This is a genomic window from Acidovorax sp. LjRoot38, assembly GCF_964252975.1.
GTDB lineage: Bacteria > Pseudomonadota > Gammaproteobacteria > Burkholderiales > Burkholderiaceae_C > Acidovorax > Acidovorax facilis.
The window spans coordinates 24,880-41,890 of the sequence record NZ_CAXUPT020000024.1 but is presented as its reverse complement, the minus strand read 5'-3'; the positions used below and the strand labels follow the sequence as shown (position 1 = coordinate 41,890).

Below are 17,011 nucleotides of genomic sequence, written 5' to 3'. Positions count from 1 at the left end.
CATAAGCAGAATAAGGAACTTGCCATGTCCAAGCAAAAAATCCGCATCCGCCTGAAGGCGTTTGACTACAAGCTGATCGACCAGTCCGCTGCCGAGATCGTTGACACTGCCAAGCGCACTGGCGCCATCGTCAAGGGCCCCGTGCCCCTGCCGACACGCATGAAGCGTTTCGACATCCTGCGCTCGCCGCACGTCAACAAGACCAGCCGCGACCAGCTCGAAATCCGCACGCACCAGCGTCTGATGGACATCGTGGACCCAACGGACAAGACCGTTGACGCCCTGATGAAGCTCGACCTGCCTGCTGGCGTGGACGTCGAAATCAAGCTGCAGTGATGTAGCGACGGCCGTTGTGAGGTGGGTCCGCCCACCTTGCAGTGTCTGAAATAACGCGAACTTGCTTGAAAAAGCAGTTCGCGTTATACTTTAGGGCTTCGCTCAATTTGCGCCTGTTAAAAGGTGTGCATTGGCGGAGTTTTATTAACCTTCTTTCATACACGCGGGCGAGAGCTTGCGGAAACGCTGCAGCCAATTGAAGTTGTGGCGGTGAGAGTTTTGGAGAAAACCAATGAGTCTGAGCAACTCCCTCGGGTTGCTGGGTCGCAAAGTGGGCATGATGCGTCTGTTCACCGATGATGGGGACGCAGTGCCTGTCACGGTGGTGGATGTGTCCAACAACCGCGTTACCCAGGTCAAAACCCAAGAGAACGATGGCTACGTGGCCTTGCAGGTCACGTTTGGTTCGCGCAAAGCATCGCGCGTAACCAAGCCAGAAGCCGGCCACCTTGCCAAGGCAGGTGTGGAAGCCGGTGAAATCATCCAGGAATTCCGCGTCACTGCTGATACCGCTGGCAAATATGCCGCAGGTGCAGCTGTGCCCGTAACCGATGTGTTTGCCGTGGGCCAGAAGGTCGATGTGCAAGGCACTTCCATCGGTAAGGGTTACGCCGGTACCATCAAGCGTCACAACATGAGCTCGCAGCGCGCGTCGCACGGTAACAGCCGTTCGCACAACGTGCCTGGCTCGATCGGTATGGCACAAGACCCCGGTCGCGTGTTCCCCGGCAAGCGCATGACGGGCCACCTCGGCGATGTCACCAAGACCACGCAAAACCTCGATGTCATCCGCATCGACGAAGCGCGTCAACTGCTCTTGATCAAGGGCGCTATTCCGGGCTCCAAGGGTGGGTTCGTGACGGTGCGTCCAGCGGTCAAGGCCAAATCTTCCAAAGGAGCGAACTAATGCAGCTCGAACTCCTGAATGACCAAGGCCAAGGCGCGTCCAAGCTGGATGTTCCTGAAACCGTGTTCGGTCGTGAATACAACGAAGATCTGGTGCACCAGATCGTCGTGGCCTACCAGGCCAATGCACGCCAAGGCACTCGCGCCCAGAAGGACCGCGAGCAAGTCCGTCACTCGACCAAGAAGCCTTTCAAGCAAAAGGGTACGGGTAACGCACGTGCAGGTATGACTTCCTCGCCACTGTGGCGTGGGGGCGGTCGGATTTTCCCGAACATGCCTGACGAAAATTTCACGCAGAAGATCAACAAGAAGATGTACCGCGCCGGTATGTCTGCCATCTTGTCGCAGCTGGCCCGCGAAGGTCGTCTGGCTGTGGTCGACTCGCTGAAGCTTGACTCCCCCAAGACCAAGGTCCTGGCCGACAAGTTCAAGGCGATGAACCTGCAATCGGTGATGGTGATTGCCGACGAAGTGGACGAAAACCTGTACCTGGCTTCGCGCAATCTGGTGAACGTGCTCGTCGTTGAGCCCCGTTACGCCGATCCCGTGTCGCTGGTGCGTTTCAAGAAAGTGCTCGTCACCAAGGGTGCAATCGACAAACTCAAGGAGATGTTCGCATGAGCACACTCAAGTTTGACGAAGGTCGTCTGATGCAAGTGCTGGTCGCTCCCATCGTGTCCGAAAAGGCCACCATGGTTGCTGAAAAGTCCAATGCTGTGACGTTCAAGGTGCTGCAGAACGCAACCAAGCCAGAAATCAAGGCCGCTGTGGAATTGATGTTCAAGGTCGAGGTCAAGGGCGTTTCTGTGGTGAACACCAAAGGCAAGACCAAGCGTTTTGGCAAGACCATCGGCCGCCGCGACAACGTTCGCAAGGCATACGTCACGCTGCAACCAGGTCAAGAGCTGAACCTCTCCGGGGAGGCCGCGTAATCATGGCTGTCATCAAGATGAAACCCACTTCGCCCGGCCAACGTGCCGTGGTGAAGGTCACGCGTGACCACCTGTACAAGGGTGAAGCGTACGCCCCCCTGCTGGAGCCACAATTCCAGAAGGCCGGTCGTAACAACAACGGTCACATCACCACCCGCCACAAGGGCGGTGGTCACAAGCACCACTACCGTGTGGTGGACTTCAAGCGCAACAAGGACGGCATTCCGGCCAAGGTTGAGCGCATTGAGTACGACCCCAACCGTACGGCCCACATCGCTCTGGTGTGCTATGCCGACGGCGAGCGCCGCTACATCATCGCTCCCCGCAACCTGGAAGTGGGCGCAACCCTGCTGTCCGGTTCGGAAGCACCGATCCGCGCTGGCAACACGCTGCCTATCCGCAACATCCCCGTGGGTTCGACCATCCACTGCATCGAGCTCAAGCCCGGTGCCGGTGCTCAGATCGCCCGCTCGGCTGGTGCTTCGGCAACGCTGCTGGCCCGTGAAGGCGTTTACGCTCAAGTGCGTATGCGCTCCGGCGAAGTGCGCAAGATCCACATCGAATGCCGCGCCACCATTGGTGAAGTGGCCAACGAAGAGCACAGCCTGCGCCAACTGGGCAAGGCCGGTGTGAAGCGCTGGATGGGTATCCGTCCTACGGTTCGCGGCGTGGCCATGAACCCTGTGGATCACCCTCACGGTGGTGGCGAAGGCCGCACCGGCGAAGGCCGCCATGCAGTCGATCCTTGGGGCAATCTGACCAAGGGTTATCGCACCCGTAACAACAAGCGCACACAGATCATGATCGTGTCGCGTCGCAAGAAGTAAGGGGTAACAGATGACTCGCTCTCTTAAAAAGGGTCCATTTGTTGACCATCACTTGCTGGCCAAGGTCGAAAAGGCCGTTGCCACCAAGGACAAGAAACCAGTCAAGACCTGGTCGCGTCGCTCCATGGTTCTGCCCGAGTTCATCGGTCTGACCATTGCCGTGCACAACGGCAAGCAGCACGTACCTGTCTATGTCACCGACCAGATGGTGGGCCACAAGCTGGGCGAATTCGCCCTGACGCGCACCTTCAAGGGTCACCCCGCTGACAAAAAAGCGAAGAAGTAAGGAACGACCATGTCTGAAACACGTGCAGTCCTCCGGGGCGTCCGTCTGTCGGTCGACAAGGGCCGTCTGGTCGCTGACCTGATCCGCGGCAAGAAGGTGGACCAGGCTCTGAACATCCTGAACTTCACGCAGAAAAAAGCTGCGGGAATCGTCAAGAAAGTTCTGGAGTCGGCTATCGCCAATGCCGAACACAACGATGGCGCTGACATCGACGAACTGAAGGTCAAGACCATCTACGTCGAACAAGGCACCACGCTCAAGCGCTTCACCGCGCGCGCCAAAGGCCGCGGCAACCGCATCAGCAAGCCCACGTGCCATGTGTACGTGACGGTTGGCAACTAAAGGCTCGGGAAGACTATGGGACAAAAAATCCATCCTACCGGCTTCCGCCTTGCGGTCAGCCGCAACTGGTCCAGCCGTTGGTACGCCAGCAACCGCGACTTCGCGGGCATGCTGGCCGAAGACATCAAGGTGCGTGAGTACCTGAAGGCCAAGTTGAAGAACGCGGCTGTGTCGCGCATCCTGATCGAGCGTCCAGCCAAGAACGCCCGCATCACCATTTACTCGGCACGTCCTGGTGTGGTGATCGGCAAGAAGGGTGAAGACATCGAGAACCTGAAGAAGGAACTCGCTCTGCGCCTGGGTGTGCCAGTGGCAGTCAACATCGAAGAAGTGCGCAAGCCCGAAATCGATGCCAAACTGATCGCCGACAGCATCACGCAACAGCTCGAAAAGCGGATCATGTTCCGCCGCGCCATGAAGCGTGCCATGCAGAACGCCATGCGTCTGGGTGCCCAGGGCATCAAGATCATGTCGTCCGGTCGTCTGAACGGTATCGAAATCGCTCGTTGCGAGTGGTACCGTGAAGGCCGCGTGCCACTTCACACGCTGCGCGCCGACATCGACTACGGCACCTCTGAAGCCAAGACCACCTACGGTGTGATCGGCGTCAAGGTCTGGGTCTACAAGGGCGATACGCTGGGTCGTAACGACCTGCCTGCCGTGGAAACCCCACGTCCAGACGAAGAACGCCGCCCACGCGGTCCACGCCGTGATGGCCGCCCAGGTGGCGATCGTCCAGGCGCAGGCCGTGGCCCACGTCGTCCAGTCGGTGGTAACACCGCTCCGGCCGACGGCAGCGACAAGCCAGTGGAAGCTGGTGGCGCTGATAACACCGCCGTTAAGCGCGTACGCAAAGTCGCCGCGCCCGCTACAGCAGCGGACGGAAAAGGAGAATAAGTATGCTGCAACCTGCTCGCCGCAAGTACCGCAAGGAGCAAAAGGGCCGTAATACCGGTGTCGCAACGCGGGGTGCCTCCGTTGCGTTCGGTGATTTCGGTCTGAAGTGCACCGATCGTGGCCGTCTCACGGCCCGCCAGATCGAAGCTGCACGCCGTGCGATTTCCCGTCACGTCAAGCGTGGCGGCCGTATCTGGATCCGCGTGTTCCCGGACAAGCCAATCTCTACCAAGCCCGCAGAAGTGCGTATGGGTAACGGTAAGGGCAACCCCGAGTACTACGTGGCCGAAATCCAGCCCGGCAAGATCGTTTTCGAGATCGTCGGTGTGCCTGAAGAACTGGCTCGCGAAGCGTTCCGCCTGGCTGCAGCCAAGCTGCCGCTGCGCACCACGTTTGTCAGTCGTCACCTTGGCGCTTAATTCAGGAGAACAAGCAATGAAGACTACTGAACTTCGCCAAAAAGACGTCGCCGGTATCGAAGCCGAAATCAAGGCGCTGCAAAAGGCCCACTTCGGCCTGCGCATGCAAAAGGCTACGCAGCAATTGGCTAACACCAACACGCTGCGCACCACCCGCCGCGATATCGCCCGTGCAAAGACCATTCTTGCTGAAAAGCAAGCCGCCAAGTAAGGAGCCCACATGACGGAACCTAAAAAATCCCTCAAGCGCACCTTGGTTGGCAAGGTGGTCAGCGACAAGCGTCAAAAGACTGTGACCGTGCTGGTCGAGCGCCGTGTGAAGCACGAGCTCTACGGCAAGATCGTTGCGAAGTCGAGCAAGTACCACGCCCATGATGAAAATGGCGAGTACAAGCTGGGCGACGTGATCGAAATTACCGAAAGCCGTCCGCTCTCTAAGACCAAGAACTGGGTGGCTACCCGCTTGGTGCAAAAGGCCGGTCTGCTGTAAATCAGCATCCCATTGCCCCGGGGTCAAGACCCCGGACGGCAAAGCCTTTCAAAACGACCCACAATGTGGGTCGTTTTGCTTTGTGGCCCACTTTTTTAGGACTCAGGCAAATCGGGATGCGGCATCAACTCGCTTTGGCGTGAGTCGCTTGTCTGAGCCTTGTTTTGCGCACGTCATGTTGTGTTGGCGGCGCGGGGCACTTCGCGTATCCAATCCCATTCATCCCGCTATCCATTCCACCATCCCAAGGAGATAACAATGATCAAAGTCGGTGACACCCTGCCTGCCAGCACGCTCATGGAATATTCGGAAGTCGAGGGCGAAGGCTGCAGCATCGGCCCGAACCCTGTGCCTGTAGACAAGGCTACGGCTGGCAAGACGATTGCCCTGTTTGCATTGCCCGGAGCGTTTACGCCCACCTGCTCGGCCAAGCATGTGCCAGGCTATGTGGAAAAGGCCGCCGAGTTCAAGGCCGCAGGTGTGGATGAGATCTGGTGCGTGAGCGTGAACGACGCCTTCGTCATGGGCGCATGGGCGCGTGACCAGAAGACCGATGGCAAGGTCCGCATGTTGGGCGATGGCGATGCCACTTTCGCCAAGGCCACCGGTCTGACGCTGGATCTGACGGGCAAGGGCCTGGGTCTGCGCAGCAACCGTTATTCGATGCTGGTGCGCGACGGCAAGGTGGTCACCCTCAACGTGGAAGCCCCGGGCAAATTTGAAGTGAGCGACGCTGACACGCTGCTCCAGCAAGCCCAAAAGGCTTGAGTTCGGCGTTAACCGGCTGCGCCGAGTTGCTCCCTGCGATGTGGGGCGTTCTGGCTTGGGCCGGCTACCGGGGTCGCCATTGCTGTGGCGAGAACTGGCGAAGCCGGCCATAAGCGTGATCCCGGGAAGGCCTTGAGCGGATCTAAAGCTCGTTGGAAAACCGGATGGCATGGAGCAGCCGCTGCAGCTTCGCTCTGCGTGTCGGCGCCAGCCATTGACTGGCCCATTGGACCTCGCCGGTCAGCCGGGCCCGTTCGCTGATGTCCACCTGGGGCTGTTGGCCCAGCCGGTGCAGGCGCGCCTTGAGGATGTCGAACTGTGTGCGGCTGTAGTTGGTACGCTCGTTGACCACCAGTCCCGTCACATACTGCCGCTGGTGCGCTGGCATCACGCGGGTCTTGTCCGCGCGCAGGGTGAATCCTTCGTCCTGGGCAATGGCGGTCACCCAGGCGCGCAAGTCCACCCACTGCTGGTGCAGCGCCTTTGAACCTGAAAACACCAGGTCGTCGGCATAGCGTGTGTAGCGCGCGCCAAAGCGCTCTGCCAGGGCGTTCAGCCGCAGGTCCAGCCCGAAGGCGCACAGATTTGCCAAGGCGGGCGACGTGGGCGCACCCTGCGGCAAATGGGGCTGTTTCAGGCGCGTGCTGATGGCACGGCGCTGCGCGATGGCCTCCCGCGGCAGGGGGGCTGCTTCCAGCAATCGTTCCCGGACGGCCTGAGGGGTTCGCGTGGTGGTCAGCCGCGTGAGCAGCTCGGCGGCCGGGCGACCATGGCCCAGTGCCCGCCACAGCGCGCGCACGCGGGTGGCCGTGATGCACATGAAGAAATCGGCCAGGTCAAACCGTGTCACCACAGCCTGCTGGGTGTGGACCTGTGCGTGGGTGCCCACGTCGTGGCCGCGCACAAAGCCATGCGCGGCCTCGTGCACGGGCACGCCAGCCAGCAGGCTGTCCAGAATGCGGCGCTGCGTGCTGGCCAGGCGCGGGCGGGGCGCCTCCAGCAGGCGCAGCCCACCGCTGGGCTTGGGCAGCAAGCGGTAGCGATAGTGCGAAAGGGGCAGGGCATGGCTCCCTTCCTGGCGTTCGCGCCAGTGCGCATGCTCGGGCGCGAGCCACAGGAGGTCATCCAGCGAAACGGCCAGGGCCTCGGTTACGTCGGTGGCGGCCAGCAGCACGGGCGTGGTGCGCTCACGGCCCATCCATGCGGGGTGCGCGCCTGCCGTGGCGGAGCGCAGCAGCCAGTGCAACGGCTCCCCGGTGCGTGGGCTGGCGGCCCAGGTGCGGAAAGCCCGGGCGAGTTGGGGGTCGGGCCATTGGTGCAAAGGCAGGGCTGGTTCGGCGTTTTCATCGTCGTCGCCCGCCAGCTCGTCCCAGGCGTCCTGGTCTTTTTCCTCCTGCTGGTCGAAGGTCGTCGTAAGTGACTGCAGGGTGGCGCCATTGCGCAGCCCCGCTTTGCGCCACCAGACACCCCAGCACAGCCAGGTGGCCACGTCCTCAGGCTCCAGCCGCGCCCATTCGGCCCCGGACGCGTGGGACAGGCGGCGCAGCTGTTCGAGCAAGGGCGGGGGCAGTGGAACGGGGCTGTCCGCCAGGGTCGTGTTGTTACCCAGGCAGGCACTTGCGCGCGCTGCCAGTGCCTGGAGGGTGCGACGCTCCGGCTCCCGTGCATCGGCCAGCACGGCCATGGCCAGCGCCTTGGCCAGTGCGCGTGTGCGGGCTGGAGTCTTCGTCACGAAGCTGCGAAGTGTAGGAAGTTGGCCCGGTGCCAACCTGCGGGTTGGGTGCGAACTGCACGCCACGGGTGGCGGGAGGTTCGCGCGCCGCGATGGACGCGTTGGAAGACAACACCGTGGGGCTGCCCCACGGCTCGATCCTGATCAACAGGCTCGAAGTGCTTGGCACCGGGCCGGTCTGATTCTATAGTTGCTATAAATTTAATAGCTATTGATGCAATATCAGTGAGCGCTAGGCACCAAAAACTCAAGAAATATCAACCTTGAGGTAGTGCGCCCCCGCAATGGGGTTGTGGTAGTAGGGTGGAATCTCTTCAAAGCCCAGGTCGGTGTACAGCGCCCGGGCCGATTCCATGTCGTCGAGCGTGTCGAGCAGCACGCAGGCGTAACCCGCCTGGCGCGCCCGGTCGAGCATGGCCTCCGCGAGTTCGCGGCCCAGGCCGAAGCCCCGGAAGGCTTTGCGCACGTACAGCCGCTTCATTTCGCTCGCGTTGGGGTAGTCGGCCGTATCCAGTGGCCGAAGGGCGCAGCAGCCGGCAATCGCCCCTTCGACCTGGGCCAGCAGCAGTGCGCCGCGCGGCGCGCCGTAGTCGCCGGGCAGGCCCGCGAGTTCGGTCTCGAAGTCCTGGAAACACAGGTCTACGCCGAGCGTGTCGGCGTACTCCCGGAAGATGGTGCGGACCGCTTCCATCTCGGCGGGCGAGGTGGGGGTCAGCAGGGTGACGGAAGGCTTGTCCAAAACGCAGTAGTTCAAAACAGCGGAAGCCGCAGTGTAGCGAGTCTGGCTAGAACCCCGCCGCTGCCCCCAGAGAGGACACCCACCAGGCCAGCGCGGCACTCAGGGCCAGCACCACCAGCGCCACGGCCCGGCTGGTCAAGTCGTCGCGAGACGGCGTGGCCGGGGCGGGCAGCAGCTTGTCGCCATGCAGCATGGGCCGGACGAGGCGTTGGCGGCGAACCAGCACATAGAAAATGATGGCGATCAGGTGCAACCCCACCAGCCCCAGCACTAGGTACTGGCCAATTTCCTTGTGGTAGCCCGTGGCCTGGCCGACCACTGCATTCGACACAAACCGGGTGAGCGGGCCAGCGAAGGCGATCTCGTCATCACTCAGCAAACCGGTGACCACTTGGGCCACCAGCACGGCCAGCAGCGCAAAGACCGACAGGGCGCCCAGTGGGCTGTGGCCAATGCTGTCTTCGGCGTGGGCTGAACCGCGCAGATACCGCAGCACCCGCATCGGGGAGTACAGAAAACTCGTGAAGCGCGACCAGCGCCCGCCCATCAGTCCCCAGACCATGCGGAACACCAGCAGCGCCAACACGCCGTACCCCAGCCGGAAATGCCATTCCATGGCGTTGCCCCCCACCTTGGCGGTGATGACCAGGCCCACGACGCTCGCGGCGAGTGCCCAGTGGAAGATGCGGGTGGGAAGGTCCCAGATGCGTACGGAGTGTTGCGTCATGGCGGCGGGGCAGGGTGGTTGGACGAAGGGTGGTGGGCCGCATTGTGAAGGAGGCGGGGTCAACCCGAAAGAGCATGCCCGCTGCGAAATGGGCGGTAAAACGGCATACTTGCCCCGGGCTCTCAGAGCCTGTCCACCCCACGAAAAAGGAATCTCCCTATGAAAGCACTTGCCGCGTTCGCCCTTGCCGCCGCTACGCTGACCTTGTCCGCACCGGCCTCTGCCCAGTTCGCCAAGGCGGAAGACGCCATCAAATACCGCCAGAGCGCGCTGTTTGTGATGGGCCAGCACTTTGGCCGCCTTGGGGCCATGGCCAATGGCCGTATCCCGTTCGACGCCAAGGCCGCGCAGGAGAACGCGGACGTGGTGGCGCAGATGGCCAAGCTGCCCTGGGCGGGATTTGGCGCGGGCACCGACAAGGGCGCGCCCACCAAGGCACTGCCTGAAATCTGGACCGAACAGGCCAAGTTCAAGGAGCATTCCGACAAGCTCGAAGCCGAATCCGTCAAGCTGGCCGCTGCGGCCAAGACGGGCAACCTGGACAACCTCAAGACCGCATTCGGCGCGGCCGCCGGCACCTGCAAGGCCTGCCACGACAATTACCGCGCGAAATAGGGTACATCCCCCTGAGCGGCTGAGCCGCTTCCCCCTTCTCTCTACGCGCTACGCGCTCCGGGAAGGGGGGCGACGCCAGCGCGGCGGGGCGGCCCTTGCGCGGCGTCCGCTCCTCTGAGCAACGCCAGTTTCAGATGCCATTCGCAAAATTGATAGCTGCTGGCGCTTTATCCATAAGCGCAAGAGGCCGATTTCTTACGAAATCGGCCTCTTGTTTTTGAAGGTGTTGTGGTGGCTCAGGTTTCTGCCAGCAGCTTCTCGATGAGCTGGTGCAGTTCGGGGAAATTCGGGGCACCTACATAGGTCTTCACAATCTCCCCACGCTTGTTCACGATGAAGGTCGATGGCGTGAGCCGCACATCGCCCCAGGCCTGGGCCACCTTGCCGGTGTTGTCGATCGCCACCTTGAAGGGCAGTTTGCGGGTTTCGGCAAAGTTCACCACGTAGCTGGGCGGGTCGTAGCTCATGGCCACGGCGAGCGTGTCGAAGCCTTTGGCGTGGTACTTGTTGTAGGTGGCCACGATCTCGGGCATTTCGGCCACGCAGGTGGTGCAACTGGTGGCCCAGAAATTCACCAGCGTGACCTTGCCGCGCAGATCGGCGGTGGATTGGCTCGTGCCGTTTAGCAACACGAAGGTGGATTCCGGTGCCGCAGAGCGGCCTGTATCCAGGTACACATAGGCACCCACGGCCGCAAATGCTGCCACTGCCACCCCTGCCGCCCAATGCTTGATCGCCATGACTTGTCCATTCATCCTGAAACTGTGGCCCCTGTGGGTACCCGGGCCTGCAACCGGCATTGTGCCGGACCTGCCCTAACAACAACGCCCGTCTTCTACCTTCACGGGTGGCCCGCAGGCCGGACTTGGGATGGAGTCGGCTTGGCGGGCAAAAGTTCGCCCGCAGGGGATGCCGCCTGTTGATCTGGGTCACTGTGCCGATAATCGACCGATGAACTGGACACCAACCCGGGCTGCTGCCCTGCCACCGTTGCTGTGGCTGCTCGTGGGCTGCAGCCCTGCGCTGAACTGGCGCAGCGTGCCTTTGCCCGAGGCCGGCATCACCATCACCTTGCCTTGCAAGCCTGACCAGGCCACGCGCACGGTCGAACTGGCGGGGGTCCCCGTCGAGCTGTCCATGGCGGGCTGCGATGCCGACGGCGCCACATTTGCCGTGTCGCATGCGGCCCTGGCAGACCCTGCCCAGGCGGGCGCTGCCCTGCGGCACTGGCGGGCCGCTGTGGTCGCCAACCTCGGCACGGGCGCCGCAGCCACGGCGGCTGATACGCCGTATGCCCCCAAGGGTGCACTGCCCCTGCCGCAGTCGGTGCGCACCGTGGTGCAAGGCCAGCGTGCTGATGGCAGCCCCGTGTTTGCCCAGGGCGTGTGGTTTGCGCGCGCTGCGGGGCCGCAGATGCGGCTGTACCACGCGGTGGTTTACACGGGCAAGCCCCGCCCCGAGTTGGCCGACCAGTTCTTTGCAGGGATGGTGCTCCAATGACCGGGCATGCGGTGCTGCCCAGGCGGGCAGCGGTCATCGTTTTTCTGGCCTTTGCCTTCGCCTACTTCCTGTCGGCGCTGGTGCGGGCGGTTACGGCCACGCTGGCGCCCACACTGGCGCAAGAGTTTTCGCTGCAGGCCAGCGACCTGGGCTTGCTTGCGGGCGGGTACTTTCTGGGCTTTGCGGCCACGCAGCTGCCGCTGGGCACCTGGCTGGACCGGCATGGCCCCCGCAAGGTGGCGCTGGGATTTCTGGGCGTGGCCGTGGTGGGCAGCCTGGTGTTTTCGGTGGCGACGGGGTTTTCGGGCTTGCTGGCCGGGCGTGTGTTGTGTGGTGCGGGCGTCAGCGCCTGCCTGATGGCGCCGCTCACGGGCTATAGGCGCTGGTTCGAGCCCACGGCGCAGATGCGCGCCAACTCCTGGATGCTGATGACGGGCTCGCTGGGCATGGTGGCGTCCACGCTGCCGGTGCAGTGGGCACTGCCCCTGGTGGGGTGGCGGCCGCTGTTCTGGGGGTTGGCGGCGCTGATCGCGCTGTCGATGGTGGTGATTGCCGTCTGGGTGCCCGGCTGGGCGGCGGGTACACCGGGCGCGGGCGGTGGTGGTGGTGATGCCACGGCGGAGCGCGGCCCCAGCGGTGTCACTGTGCCACCGGGCTATGCGATGGTGTGGCGCCACCCGTATTTCCAGCGCCTGGCGCCCCTGGGCTTCTTTGTGTACGGCGGCATGGTGGCCATGCAGACGCTATGGGCAGGCCCATGGATGCAGCGGGTGGCGGGCTACTCACCGCTGGAGGCTGCCACGGGGCTGTTCTGGATCAACGTGTCGATGCTCTGCACGTTCTGGACCTGGGGCATGGTCAACCCCTGGCTGCTGCGCAAGGGGCTGGGAGCGGACCGGCTGATGGCTGCGGGCTTGCCGCTGTGCCTGGTGGTGTTGCTCGGCATCATTCTCGCGGGGCCGCAGGCGGGAGGCGGTGCCTGGGCGCTGTTTTGTGTGTCGTGCACGTTTGTGTCGCTGTCGCAGCCTGCGGTGGCCATGGCGTTCCCGCAGGCGCTGGCGGGGCGCGCGCTGTCAGCCTACAACCTCGTGATTTTTGCGGGAGTGTTTGTGGTGCAGTGGGGCATTGGCCTGGGGGTGGACGCCTTTGCCGCGGCCGGCCTGTCCACGGTGCAGTCGTTCCAGGCCGCGATGGCGGTGTACCTGGCGTGCAACGCGGTCGCCTACGCGTGGTTCCTGCTGCAGGGGCGGCGCCATAATGTGCTGCAAACCACCACGCCATGAGCACCACCAGCATCCTCATCATTGCCCACGCCCCGTTGGCCCATGCACTGCGCGAATGTGCGCTGCATGTGTTTCCTGACTGCGGCGACAACGTGGCCGCTCTCGACGTGCAGCCCAACCAGCCGCCCGAAGAGTCGCTGGCACAGGCCCGCATCATGCTGCAGCAACTGGGCGCAGATTCCACCCTGGTGCTCACCGACGTGTTTGGTGCCACCCCCTGCAACGTGGCGCAGCGCGTGATCGAGAACGTGCGCTCGCGCCTGGTGACGGGGGTCAACCTGCCCATGCTGCTGCGGGCCGTGAGCTACCGCCACGAACCCCTCGACGCGGTGGTCACCCGCGCCGTGGTGGGGGGCACCCAGGGCGTGATGCAGGTGGCCATCTCCGCGCCGCAGAACCAGAACACCCGTAATCGACATGATCAAGACACGTACGACCATCAGCAATAAATTGGGCCTGCATGCCCGCGCTTCGGCCAAGCTGACCAAGCTGGCTGGCAGCTTCCCCTGTGAGGTTTTCATGAGCCGTGGCGACCGCCGCATCAACGCCAAGAGCATCATGGGCGTGATGATGCTGGCCGCCGGCATGGGCACTGAGGTGGAGATTGAAACCAACGGGGATCGTGAACAGGAGGCCATGGATGCCCTGCTGGCCTTGATTGCCGACAAATTTGGTGAGGGTGAATGACTTTTTCCGTCCACGGTCTCGCAGTCGCTCGCGGCATTGCCATCGGCCGTGCCGTGCTGGTGGCGTCCAGCCGTGTGGACGTGGCGCACTATTTTGTGAAGCCAGAACAGGTCGAGGGCGAAATTGAGCGGGTGCGCAACGGCCGCAATGCCGTGGTCGAGGAACTGCAGCGCCTGCAGACCGACATGCCCGCCGATGCGCCGCATGAGCTGACCGCGCTGCTCGACGTGCACCTGATGCTGCTGCAGGACGAGGCCCTCACGGGCGGCGTCAAGCACTGGATCACCGAGCGCCTCTACAACGCCGAGTGGGCGTTGACCACGCAGCTTGAAGTCATCGCGCGCCAGTTCGACGAGATGGAGGATGAGTACCTGCGCGAGCGCAAGGCTGACCTGGAACAGGTGGTCGAGCGCATCCTGCGCTACATGAAGGGCGTGGCCAGCCCCGTGGCGCCGCCGGTCAGCAGCCCGCGCCGCCACAAGCAATTGGGCCTGCAGCAAGACCTGCTGCTCGACGACACGGTGGACGTGCCCCTGGTGCTGGTAGCGCACGACCTCTCGCCTGCCGACATGCTGCAGTTCAAGCAAAGCGTGTTTGCGGGCTTTGTGACCGATGTGGGCGGCAAGACCAGCCACACGGCCATCGTGGCGCGCAGCATGGACATCCCGGCCGTGGTCGGTGCGCGCGCCGCGAGCCAGCTGGTGCGGCAGGACGACTGGGTCATCATCGACGGCGATGCAGGTGTGGTCATTGTCGATCCGTCGCCCATCATCCTGGCCGAATACGGCTTTCGCCAGCGCCAGGTGGAGCTGGAGCGCGAGCGGCTGGCCCGGCTGCGCCACACCCCTGCCATCACCATCGACGGCCACAAGATCGAGCTGCTGGCCAACATCGAACAACCCGGCGACGCGGCCACCGCCGTGCGCGCCGGGGCCGTGGGCGTGGGCCTGTTCCGCAGCGAATTCCTGTTCATGGGCAAGACGGGCAACCTGCCCGGCGAGGACGAGCAGTACCGCGCCTATTGCGAGGCCATTGACGGCATGCAGGGCCTGCCCGTCACCATTCGCACCATCGATGTGGGCGCGGACAAGCCGCTGGACCACAAGAGCCACAAGGACAACTACCTAAACCCCGCGCTGGGCCTGCGCGCCATCCGCTGGAGCCTGGCCGACCCGGCCATGTTCCGCACCCAGCTGCGCGCTGTGCTGCGTGCGGCGGCGCATGGCAAGGTCAACCTGTTGTTCCCCATGCTGGCGCACACGCACGAAATTCAGCAGACGCTCGCCCAGGTGGACCTGGCCCGGGGTGAGCTGGATGCGCGTGGCGAACCCTACGGCCCGGTGCAGCTGGGCGCAATGATCGAGGTGCCCGCCGCCGCGCTCATGGTGCGCACCTTCCTCAAGTACTTCGACTTTCTCTCCATCGGCACCAACGACCTGATCCAGTACACCCTGGCCATCGACCGTGCCGACGAGGCTGTGGCCCATCTGTACGACCCGCTGCACCCCGCCGTGCTGCGCCTGGTGGGCGACGTGATCGCCGAGGGGGAGCGCCAGGGCAAGAGCGTGTGCGTGTGTGGCGAGACGGCGGGCGATGTGACCATGACGCGCCTGCTGTTGGGCCTGGGCCTGCGCAGCTTCTCCATGCACCCCGCGCAGATCCTGGCTGTGAAGCAGGAGGTGCTGCGCGCTGACACGCGCAAGCTGGCGCCCTGGGCGCAGCAGGTGCTGGAGGGCGACGAACCTGCGGCGTTGCTGAGCTCTTGAGCGATAGGTTTTGCTCTTAAAATAATAGCTGTTAACGCTTTATAGATGAGCGCTAGAGGCCAATTTGACGCGTATTTCTCATGGTCAGCGCGCCCGCATCCCCATCACTGCCGCGCTGATGATCATCACCGTGGCCAGTGCGATGCTCCAGCTGAACGAGCGGCCACTCACCACGATCAGCAGCGCGGTGGACGCCAGCGGAGTGATGTAGCTCAGGATGCCGATGTGCCGTGCGTCCCCGAGCTTGAGCGCCTTGTCCCACATGAAAAACGACGCCCCCAGCGGCCCCAGGCCCAGCACTGCCAGCAGGGCCCAGTCGCGCGGCTGCAGCGCCACGGCGGGCTCCAACACCACATGGCACAACAGGGACAGCACGCCGGACACCAGTCCGAACAGGCCGATGGCCGTGGTCGGAAAAGCCGCCACGCGCTTGGTCATGAGCGAGTACGTGGCCCAGATGAATGCTGCGGCCAACGCGGGCAGGTAGCCCCAGGCCAGCGTGCCACTCAGCTCGCGTCCACCCGCAATCGCAATGGCTGCGCCCCCAAAACCCAGCAGCGCCGCCAGCACATGCGGCAGGCGCAGCGCCACACCGGGCAGCACCACAGGCGAGAGCACCACGATGAACAGCGGCCACAGGTAGTTCACCAGATTGGCCTCCACGGGCGGCGCGTGGCGCAGCGCAATGAACAGCAGGAAGTGGTACGCAAACAGGCCATACACACCGAGCGCTAGCGTGCGCAGTGGAATGCGCCACTGCGACGGGTCACGCAGCACAAACGGCCAGGCTGGCACGCTGCCGATGATGAGCGCAATGCCCGTGAGCAGGAACGGTGGAATGTGGGTGAGCGAGACACCCAGCGAGGCGAGGGAGGCCCACAGCGCGATGGCGCCCAGGGCGTACAGGTTGGCTTGCATGGCGCCGAGCTTACGCGCGCAGGACATTCGGAATCGTCGCGCAACGATGGTCCGTCGTCGCGGGTTGATCGTCGGCTGGACGCGGCAGCCTTTGTCAGTGATTCAGTGATCTTCAGCGCGCCGCAGTGCCGCCGTGAGGGCCGAGGGCGAGCGGTAGCCCGTGCGCCGCGCCACTTCGGCCACGGCCATGCCTGTGCCCCGCAGCAGCCGCGCCTGTGCCAGGCGCTGGCCGCGCAGCCAGGCCATGGCACCCATGCCCTGGTCTTCGCGGCACCTGGTAGCGAACTGGCTGGGGCTCAGATGCACCTGCGCAGCCAAGTCGGCAACGTTGAGTTCGCGGTGCCATTGCAGGGCTGCCCAGCGCTGCAGAGCAGGCCAATCGATAGTGCGTTGGCGTGTGGATCGGTGGAGGGATGTATGGGGCGCTGAGCCCGCCAGCCACGCTTCCAGCAGCAATGCCGGGCCGTGGGTCTGCGCCAGCGGGCGGCCTTGTTGCAATGCGCTGGCCAGGTAGTGCGCCAGGGGCAGTGCATCGGTGGGCGGTGCGGTAGTGAGCTGCGCGCTGGCGCACCGCGCCCAGCCGGGGTGGGCGCTGTCGAGCACCAGGCAGACGCTGCCGCGCGACGATTCGAAGTCGTGGCGATCCCCCGGCGCAATCACGCAGCCGCCACCGGGCGCCACGCGCACACCGTGCCCCGCGACTTCCAGGTCCAGTGCGCCGGAGAGACCCAGCAGTATCTGGAAGTGATTGTGGCTATGGCTGCCCGGCGATGCGCCGTAGCGCCGCAGCGAGAGCGATTCCGCCGCGCCCATGATCGTGCTCTGGGTTGCGCGTCCCGCC

Annotated in this window: 24 protein-coding genes; 18 read left to right on the top strand and 6 right to left on the bottom strand. The window is 63.7% G+C overall.

Annotation, left to right across the window (positions count from 1 at the left end; translation table 11 throughout):
• The first annotated feature begins 24 nt into the window (after window positions 1-24).
• The 12 genes from rpsJ (at window position 25) to ACSQ22_RS25305 (ending at window position 6,203) form a co-directional block, all read left to right on the top strand.
• Window positions 25-336 (top strand): 30S ribosomal protein S10, encoded by a 312-nt coding sequence (gene rpsJ, locus ACSQ22_RS25360; protein ID WP_005796953.1) that lies wholly within the window; start codon window positions 25-27, stop codon window positions 334-336.
• A 232-nt stretch (window positions 337-568) separates the two neighbouring features.
• On the top strand, window positions 569-1,243 hold the full coding sequence (gene rplC, locus ACSQ22_RS25355) for a 50S ribosomal protein L3 (RefSeq protein WP_055394981.1): 675 nt from the start codon (window positions 569-571) through the stop codon (window positions 1,241-1,243).
• Complete coding sequence (rplD, locus tag ACSQ22_RS25350; protein WP_008906425.1) at window positions 1,243-1,863, top strand: 50S ribosomal protein L4; 621 nt, start codon at window positions 1,243-1,245, stop codon at window positions 1,861-1,863. Before rplC ends, rplD begins: the two co-directional genes overlap by 1 nt.
• The gene (gene rplW / locus ACSQ22_RS25345; protein WP_010467173.1) at window positions 1,860-2,174 is read left to right on the top strand and encodes a 50S ribosomal protein L23; all 315 of its coding nucleotides are present in this window, start codon (window positions 1,860-1,862) and stop codon (window positions 2,172-2,174) included. Before rplD ends, rplW begins: the two co-directional genes overlap by 4 nt.
• Window positions 2,175-2,176: 2 nt before the next feature.
• A complete protein-coding gene (gene rplB, locus ACSQ22_RS25340) occupies window positions 2,177-3,001 on the top strand; it encodes a 50S ribosomal protein L2 (RefSeq protein WP_010467175.1) in 825 nt (274 codons plus the stop codon).
• 10 nt (window positions 3,002-3,011) lie between these two features.
• Window positions 3,012-3,287: a 30S ribosomal protein S19 gene (rpsS, locus tag ACSQ22_RS25335; protein WP_010467177.1), complete on the top strand. Its 276-nt coding sequence runs from the start codon at window positions 3,012-3,014 to the stop codon at window positions 3,285-3,287.
• Window positions 3,288-3,296: 9 nt separating this feature from the next.
• Window positions 3,297-3,629 (top strand): 50S ribosomal protein L22, encoded by a 333-nt coding sequence (gene rplV, locus ACSQ22_RS25330; RefSeq protein ID WP_007847806.1) that lies wholly within the window; start codon window positions 3,297-3,299, stop codon window positions 3,627-3,629.
• A 15-nt stretch (window positions 3,630-3,644) separates the two neighbouring features.
• Window positions 3,645-4,526 carry a 30S ribosomal protein S3 gene (gene rpsC / locus ACSQ22_RS25325; protein WP_055394983.1) on the top strand — a complete coding sequence of 294 codons (882 nt, stop codon included), beginning with the start codon at window positions 3,645-3,647 and terminating at the stop codon, window positions 4,524-4,526.
• 2 nt (window positions 4,527-4,528) lie between these two features.
• The gene (gene rplP / locus ACSQ22_RS25320) at window positions 4,529-4,945 is read left to right on the top strand and encodes a 50S ribosomal protein L16 (protein WP_015012190.1); all 417 of its coding nucleotides are present in this window, start codon (window positions 4,529-4,531) and stop codon (window positions 4,943-4,945) included.
• Between the two features lie 16 nt (window positions 4,946-4,961).
• Window positions 4,962-5,156 (top strand): 50S ribosomal protein L29, encoded by a 195-nt coding sequence (gene rpmC, locus ACSQ22_RS25315; protein WP_055394985.1) that lies wholly within the window; start codon window positions 4,962-4,964, stop codon window positions 5,154-5,156.
• Between the two features lie 9 nt (window positions 5,157-5,165).
• Window positions 5,166-5,435 carry a 30S ribosomal protein S17 gene (gene rpsQ / locus ACSQ22_RS25310; RefSeq protein ID WP_055394987.1) on the top strand — a complete coding sequence of 90 codons (270 nt, stop codon included), beginning with the start codon at window positions 5,166-5,168 and terminating at the stop codon, window positions 5,433-5,435.
• A 258-nt stretch (window positions 5,436-5,693) separates the two neighbouring features.
• Window positions 5,694-6,203, top strand: a complete 510-nt coding sequence (locus ACSQ22_RS25305) for a peroxiredoxin (protein ID WP_055394989.1) — start codon at window positions 5,694-5,696, stop codon at window positions 6,201-6,203.
• 142 nt (window positions 6,204-6,345) lie between these two features.
• Here ACSQ22_RS25305 and ACSQ22_RS25300 read toward each other — a convergent pair whose 3' ends face one another.
• The 3 genes from ACSQ22_RS25300 to ACSQ22_RS25290 all read right to left on the bottom strand — a co-directional run bounded on the left by ACSQ22_RS25300 (window position 6,346) and on the right by ACSQ22_RS25290 (window position 9,401).
• A complete protein-coding gene (locus tag ACSQ22_RS25300; RefSeq protein WP_436131876.1) occupies window positions 6,346-7,236 on the bottom strand; it encodes a reverse transcriptase family protein in 891 nt (296 codons plus the stop codon).
• Between the two features lie 946 nt (window positions 7,237-8,182).
• Entirely contained in the window at window positions 8,183-8,674 is a 492-nt protein-coding gene (locus ACSQ22_RS25295; RefSeq protein WP_207402132.1) for a GNAT family N-acetyltransferase, read from the bottom strand.
• A gap of 46 nt (window positions 8,675-8,720) precedes the next feature.
• Window positions 8,721-9,401, bottom strand: a complete 681-nt coding sequence (locus tag ACSQ22_RS25290; RefSeq protein ID WP_436131875.1) for a cytochrome b/b6 domain-containing protein — start codon at window positions 9,399-9,401, stop codon at window positions 8,721-8,723.
• A gap of 159 nt (window positions 9,402-9,560) precedes the next feature.
• Here ACSQ22_RS25290 and ACSQ22_RS25285 point away from each other — a divergent pair, with 159 nt between their 5' ends.
• Window positions 9,561-10,016, top strand: a complete 456-nt coding sequence (locus ACSQ22_RS25285; protein ID WP_055394996.1) for a c-type cytochrome — start codon at window positions 9,561-9,563, stop codon at window positions 10,014-10,016.
• A 236-nt stretch (window positions 10,017-10,252) separates the two neighbouring features.
• Here the strand turns inward: ACSQ22_RS25285 and ACSQ22_RS25280 are convergent, their stop codons facing one another.
• On the bottom strand, window positions 10,253-10,756 hold the full coding sequence (locus ACSQ22_RS25280; protein ID WP_121422005.1) for a peroxiredoxin family protein: 504 nt from the start codon (window positions 10,754-10,756) through the stop codon (window positions 10,253-10,255).
• Between the two features lie 211 nt (window positions 10,757-10,967).
• On the opposite strand from ACSQ22_RS25280, the gene ACSQ22_RS25275 reads away from it, so the two are divergent.
• From ACSQ22_RS25275 to ptsP, 5 genes are read left to right on the top strand one after another with little or no spacing between them, the layout of a single operon-like run.
• A complete protein-coding gene (locus ACSQ22_RS25275; RefSeq protein WP_436131874.1) occupies window positions 10,968-11,516 on the top strand; it encodes a hypothetical protein in 549 nt (182 codons plus the stop codon).
• Window positions 11,513-12,799: an MFS transporter gene (locus ACSQ22_RS25270; RefSeq protein WP_436131873.1), complete on the top strand. Its 1,287-nt coding sequence runs from the start codon at window positions 11,513-11,515 to the stop codon at window positions 12,797-12,799. The genes ACSQ22_RS25275 and ACSQ22_RS25270 overlap by 4 nt, the downstream gene beginning before the upstream one ends.
• Complete coding sequence (locus ACSQ22_RS25265; RefSeq protein ID WP_055395004.1) at window positions 12,796-13,248, top strand: PTS sugar transporter subunit IIA; 453 nt, start codon at window positions 12,796-12,798, stop codon at window positions 13,246-13,248. The genes ACSQ22_RS25270 and ACSQ22_RS25265 overlap by 4 nt, the downstream gene beginning before the upstream one ends.
• Window positions 13,217-13,486, top strand: a complete 270-nt coding sequence (locus ACSQ22_RS25260) for an HPr family phosphocarrier protein (protein ID WP_055395006.1) — start codon at window positions 13,217-13,219, stop codon at window positions 13,484-13,486. The genes ACSQ22_RS25265 and ACSQ22_RS25260 overlap by 32 nt, the downstream gene beginning before the upstream one ends.
• Window positions 13,483-15,252: a phosphoenolpyruvate--protein phosphotransferase gene (gene ptsP / locus ACSQ22_RS25255; protein WP_055395009.1), complete on the top strand. Its 1,770-nt coding sequence runs from the start codon at window positions 13,483-13,485 to the stop codon at window positions 15,250-15,252. The genes ACSQ22_RS25260 and ptsP overlap by 4 nt, the downstream gene beginning before the upstream one ends.
• A gap of 84 nt (window positions 15,253-15,336) precedes the next feature.
• Here ptsP and ACSQ22_RS25250 read toward each other — a convergent pair whose 3' ends face one another.
• Both ACSQ22_RS25250 and ACSQ22_RS25245 read right to left on the bottom strand, forming a co-directional pair.
• Window positions 15,337-16,170: a DMT family transporter gene (locus tag ACSQ22_RS25250; protein ID WP_055396222.1), complete on the bottom strand. Its 834-nt coding sequence runs from the start codon at window positions 16,168-16,170 to the stop codon at window positions 15,337-15,339.
• A gap of 102 nt (window positions 16,171-16,272) precedes the next feature.
• A complete protein-coding gene (locus tag ACSQ22_RS25245; RefSeq protein WP_436131872.1) occupies window positions 16,273-16,983 on the bottom strand; it encodes an AraC family transcriptional regulator in 711 nt (236 codons plus the stop codon).
• Window positions 16,984-17,011 lie beyond the last annotated feature (28 nt).